The organism is Thiorhodococcus minor, from assembly GCF_010820565.1.
GTDB lineage: Bacteria > Pseudomonadota > Gammaproteobacteria > Chromatiales > Chromatiaceae > Thiorhodococcus > Thiorhodococcus minor.
Genome location: NZ_JAAIJQ010000173.1, coordinates 1 through 4,152, shown reverse-complemented (window position 1 = coordinate 4,152; position 4,152 = coordinate 1). Strand labels below are relative to the sequence as shown.

Here is a 4,152-nt window from a genome sequence, read left to right as displayed (position 1 = left end):
GCAAAAGAATTCCACGAGCAGTTCAAAGTGACCTACACCGCCTTCGTTGGTCTGGCGGCTCTGGCTCACCTGTTCGTTATTGCTGCCAATCCTTGGTGGTAATCCAGTTTTAGCTCTCGACTAAAGAGGTCAATACAATGAGCGACGTCGCAAAGCCCAGAAATCCTGAAGACGATTGGAAGATCTGGCTGGTTGTCAATCCTGCTACTTGGCTGATGCCTATCTTCTACGCCCTGCTGCTTCTGGCCATCGCCGTCCACGCTGTCGTGTTCGCCGTCGGTCTCGGCTGGCAGTGATCGTCCCCTGCTCGGAGTCCGTCGCTTCGCGGTGACGGTGGGTCCGAGAAGACGCACGTTGCAGTGCGTCGATACGGTGGATGGGGTGCGGAGCAATTCTGCATTCCCATCCACCGTATGTTGTTTTACAGCCTTCCTCTTTCTGCTCCCGTCGCCCCCAACTTGCCCAATCGCCTGAGCTGCGAATCGCGCGGCACGAGGAGACGCTCGCTCGTCTGTCGCCGTCTTCCCCGGTCCCCAGCACCCTGAGGCTCCAGCCTTTTGCGCCTTTCCCCGCTAGCTGAGTCTTGGCAAGCGCCGATCGCGCGCCAGCCGATTGATTCCACGGCACTGGCCGCCGAGGCTGGAAGCTGGCAGCCCTTCTGAGGTTGATCTCGTCCCTTTTATTGCGGCGCGCAGGGGCGTAACATCGCGATTTTTCGGCGGTATGGCGCATCGGCCATGCCTTTCCCGTTTCGTTTCTTGAGGGGGTTTTGTGTGAGATTTTGTCGGACCGCCTGCCTGCGATCTGTTGAAGGTCTCAGCCCCGTTTCCCATTCGGAGTAGAGATCGGCATGAGTGAGCCTATTGATCCACGGTTGCTTGCCTGGCGGGTGCTGATAAAGCGGCTGTTGCCATTCGCGGACGTGGCAACGCCCGATCTTCCCCTGAAGCGTCTGCTGCGTCTGTCGCTGTTTCAGGTTTCTGTCGCGATCGCGATGGTCTTGCTGACGGGCACCCTAAATCGGGTCATGGTCGTCGAGCTGGGCGTGCCGACTTGGCTGGTTGCGACCATGGTTGCGCTGCCGCTGGTGTTCGCGCCCTTCAGGGCGCTAATCGGGCATCGCTCCGACTACCATCACTCGGCCTTCGGGCTGCGGCGCGTGCCCTATATCTGGTTCGGAAGCATGCTGCAGTTCGGCGGCTTCGCCATCATGCCCTTCGCCCTTCTGCTTCTAGCCGATACCGATAATGCGCTCAATATGCTGGGCAAGGTCGGAGCGGGTCTGGCGTTCCTGATGGTTGGTGCTGGTCTCCATACGACGCAAACGGCTGGTCTCGCGCTGGCGACGGATCTGGCGCCGGCGGACAAGCGGCCGCGAGTGGTCGCACTCCTGTACGTGACCTTGCTGCTGGGCATGCTGCTAAGCGCCTTGTTGTTCGGTCAGCTGCTGACGAATTTTTCCCAGCAGCTTCTGATTCAGCTGATTCAAGGTGCCGCCGTAGCCACGATCGTGCTGAACCTGGTTGCGCTGTGGAAACAGGAGGCGATCGATCCCGAGCGCGCGGCGAAGCCGGTTGAGCGCCCGCCCTTCTTGGAAACCTGGCGTGATTTCGCCCAAGGCGGACAGGCAGGCAAGCTGCTCGTGGCGGTTGGCCTTGGAACCGCCGGCTTCACCATGCAGGATATTCTGCTTGAGCCCTATGGCGGGCAGGTCCTTGGCATGACGGTGTCGCAGACGACCGCCTTGACGGCCTTGCTCGCAGGGGGCACCTTGGCTGCCTTCGTCCTCGCCGGTTATCTCCTCGGGCGCGGAGGCAATGCATATCGCATCAGTGCCATTGGGGCGCTGATCGGCATCGCCGCCTTCGCGGCCGTGATCTACGCTGCGGCTCTGGGCTCGGAGCATGTCTTTCGTATCGGAACTGGCTTGATCGGCTTTGGCTCAGGGCTGTTCGCAGTCGGGACATTGACGGCAGCCATGGATATGGCGGAAGGTGGCCATAGCGGCCTTGCCTTGGGGGCCTGGGGAGCTGTTCAGGCGACTGCCAATGGTGTCGCCGTGGCGCTCGGCGGCACCTTGCGCGATATCGTCTCTGGGCTCGCCGATGATGGTGCCTTTGGCGCGAAGTGGGTCAACCCCGCGACTGGCTATGCCTTCGTTTACGCATTCGAGATCTTCCTATTGCTCGGGGCGCTGATCGTTCTCGTGCCTTTGGCGGTTCGAGCCTACCAAAGCGGCGCGCGCGCCACCTCGAAGATCGGCTTGGATCAGCTGCCCTAGTGCACTAGACCTAGGGCAGTAGGGCTGTCGAAAAAAGGCCGATGGTGGGCAATGGCTCCACCGTCGGTCTTTTTCGTTCTGCGCGCTGGCCGCCGGACGCTTCGGTCCGGCCGCGTGGGCTCGGCGACCTCCTGCTAGGTCGGGGAGGTCTGGGCGCGCGCCTTTTCGACCAGGCCGTCCGCGATTTCAAGCAAATCCGGCAGTGTCTTCACGCGTCGGCCTAGCACGGCATAGCGTCCGCCTACGGTGATGGTTGGAACCGCATCAATCACGTATCTGCTCGCGAGATAGTCGGCGCGCCCGAGCTTGGTCTGAACGTCGAAGGAGGCGTAGACCTGCTCGAACCGATCGGTATCCACATCCTTGCCCTTGAGCCATTCGATCATCGCAGGCTCCGTGGAAAGCCGGACACGCTCTTCGTGAATGGCGTCGAAGATGTCCTGGTCGAGCTGTTCCAGGCTACCCATGATCTCCAGTGCGTAGTAGAGCCGAGCAAGGTTGGCCCAGGCGCGGCGGCCAAAGGTGACCGGGACGCGGCGAAATGCGATGTCCTCAGGCAGCTGCGCCGCCCAGGTCTTGGCCAGCGGGTTGAGCGAGCTGCAGTGCGGGCAACCGTAGGAGAAGAACTCCAACACCTCGATCTTTCCAGGTACGTCGCTGGGCTGGGGCGGCTTGATGGCTCTCCAGTCCTCGCCCTCCTTGAGCTCCGCAGCAGTAGCCGCTCTTCCTGCGTATGCGGCGGCGAAGAGGCTTGCGACAACTTGGTTGAACTGACGTCGACTCAGGGGCATGAAAAGTCTCCTCAAACTTTGGGGGTTATGATGGCGGCCGCCCGCGCATCTGTGTGGCGGAGCGATTGGCGTAGTGCCCAGGACGTGGCGATCGCCGCGATGCCGAAGCAGACGAAGGACCAATTTGCGAGCGTCAGCCCCAGGATTCTGAAGTCGTCATCGTCGCAAAAGCCTGTTGCAAGGAACAGTGAGGGTGCGAGCTCACCAAGGCGCTCGACGAAAATCTCGATCAGGCCTGGTTGTGCGGCAGCGCAAGAGATCTCGCCGACGGGCTGAAGCTGGATCCAGCTCTGATGCGCTGCCGTCGCAGCCCCCGCGAGGGCGGTCAGAATCGCTAGTGTGCCGAAGGCAAGCGATGGGGCGCGCCACTTGGTCGATAGCGCCGCGCCCATGGCGAGGGTGCCGAGCACCAGCATGAGCAGGCGCTGGAAGATGCAAAGGTGGCAAGGATCCAGACGAAGGATGTCGGTCATGAGAACCGTCCCCAGTCCGATCCCGGTCGTCCCAGCGGCCAGGACCAGCCAGAGGCGCCAAGGTTGCGTGCTTGCCATTCTTTACTCCTTCTTTCAAAGCAAGTCATCCGGTGCCCCTAACGTCGACCTTGAGTCGACACGAAGTGAGCGTCGGTGATCGCGATCGCAGAGCGCGGGATCATAGCGGATTTACCCCGCGCCCGGCCTTACGGAGCGTTAGGAAACTTCCGAGGCTCCCTGGGCCCGAGAGCCCGTTATCGGCTCACGGGCGGCCCGGCTCCCGGCGGCTCCGCGCCCAGCGGTGCTTCGCCATTGGGTGGCAAGCTAATGAGACCCGTCGCCCAGAAAATTGTTCTTGACCTTCGTCTTCGACGCTGTAGAATGCGCGGCTCCTCAGGGATTGGGGTTAGCCGCCGGATTTTGGGCGCCATATTTTTGGTGTTTTGGTTTGGGGCTGGTAAAAAAAGGAGTTGACGCCGACTGGGTTTGCTGTAGAATGGTCGGTCTTGGCAGTTCAGAGAGCTGCCGAGGAATTTCAGATCTTTAACAAGTTGTTCAGATGCTTTTGTGTGGGTGCTCTGATGTCACTTGGACTGTCTAAGAGATA

At 61.0% G+C, this 4,152-nt stretch carries 5 protein-coding genes; 3 read left to right on the top strand and 2 right to left on the bottom strand.

Annotated elements, in window-relative coordinates:
* The 3 genes from G3446_RS25795 to G3446_RS25785 form a co-directional block, all read left to right on the top strand.
* Positions 1-102: light-harvesting protein (locus G3446_RS25795; RefSeq protein ID WP_164456534.1), on the top strand; the 102-nt coding region annotated here is incomplete at its 5' end.
* 35 nt (positions 103-137) lie between these two features.
* Complete coding sequence (gene pufA, locus G3446_RS25790) at positions 138-296, top strand: light-harvesting antenna LH1, alpha subunit (protein ID WP_164456533.1); 159 nt, start codon at positions 138-140, stop codon at positions 294-296.
* A gap of 554 nt (positions 297-850) precedes the next feature.
* Positions 851-2,281: a BCD family MFS transporter gene (locus tag G3446_RS25785; protein WP_164456532.1), complete on the top strand. Its 1,431-nt coding sequence runs from the start codon at positions 851-853 to the stop codon at positions 2,279-2,281.
* Positions 2,282-2,415: 134 nt separating this feature from the next.
* Here the strand turns inward: G3446_RS25785 and G3446_RS25780 are convergent, their stop codons facing one another.
* Together G3446_RS25780 and G3446_RS25775 are read right to left on the bottom strand one after the other, a co-directional pair.
* Positions 2,416-3,072 carry a thiol:disulfide interchange protein DsbA/DsbL gene (locus G3446_RS25780; RefSeq protein WP_164456531.1) on the bottom strand — a complete coding sequence of 219 codons (657 nt, stop codon included), beginning with the start codon at positions 3,070-3,072 and terminating at the stop codon, positions 2,416-2,418.
* 11 nt (positions 3,073-3,083) lie between these two features.
* Entirely contained in the window at positions 3,084-3,623 is a 540-nt protein-coding gene (locus tag G3446_RS25775; RefSeq protein ID WP_164456530.1) for a disulfide bond formation protein B, read from the bottom strand.
* Positions 3,624-4,152: the final 529 nt, after the last annotated feature.

Bases quoted from the DNA above. Each gene is read 5' to 3' on its own strand.
- pufA (WP_164456533.1), top strand. From the start codon at position 138: ATGAGCGACGTCGCAAAGCCCAGAAATCCTGAAGACGATTGGAAGATC.
- G3446_RS25785 (WP_164456532.1), top strand. From the start codon at position 851: ATGAGTGAGCCTATTGATCCACGGTTGCTTGCCTGGCGGGTGCTGATA.
- G3446_RS25780 (WP_164456531.1), bottom strand. From the start codon at position 3,072: ATGCCCCTGAGTCGACGTCAGTTCAACCAAGTTGTCGCAAGCCTCTTC.
- G3446_RS25775 (WP_164456530.1), bottom strand. From the start codon at position 3,623: ATGGCAAGCACGCAACCTTGGCGCCTCTGGCTGGTCCTGGCCGCTGGG.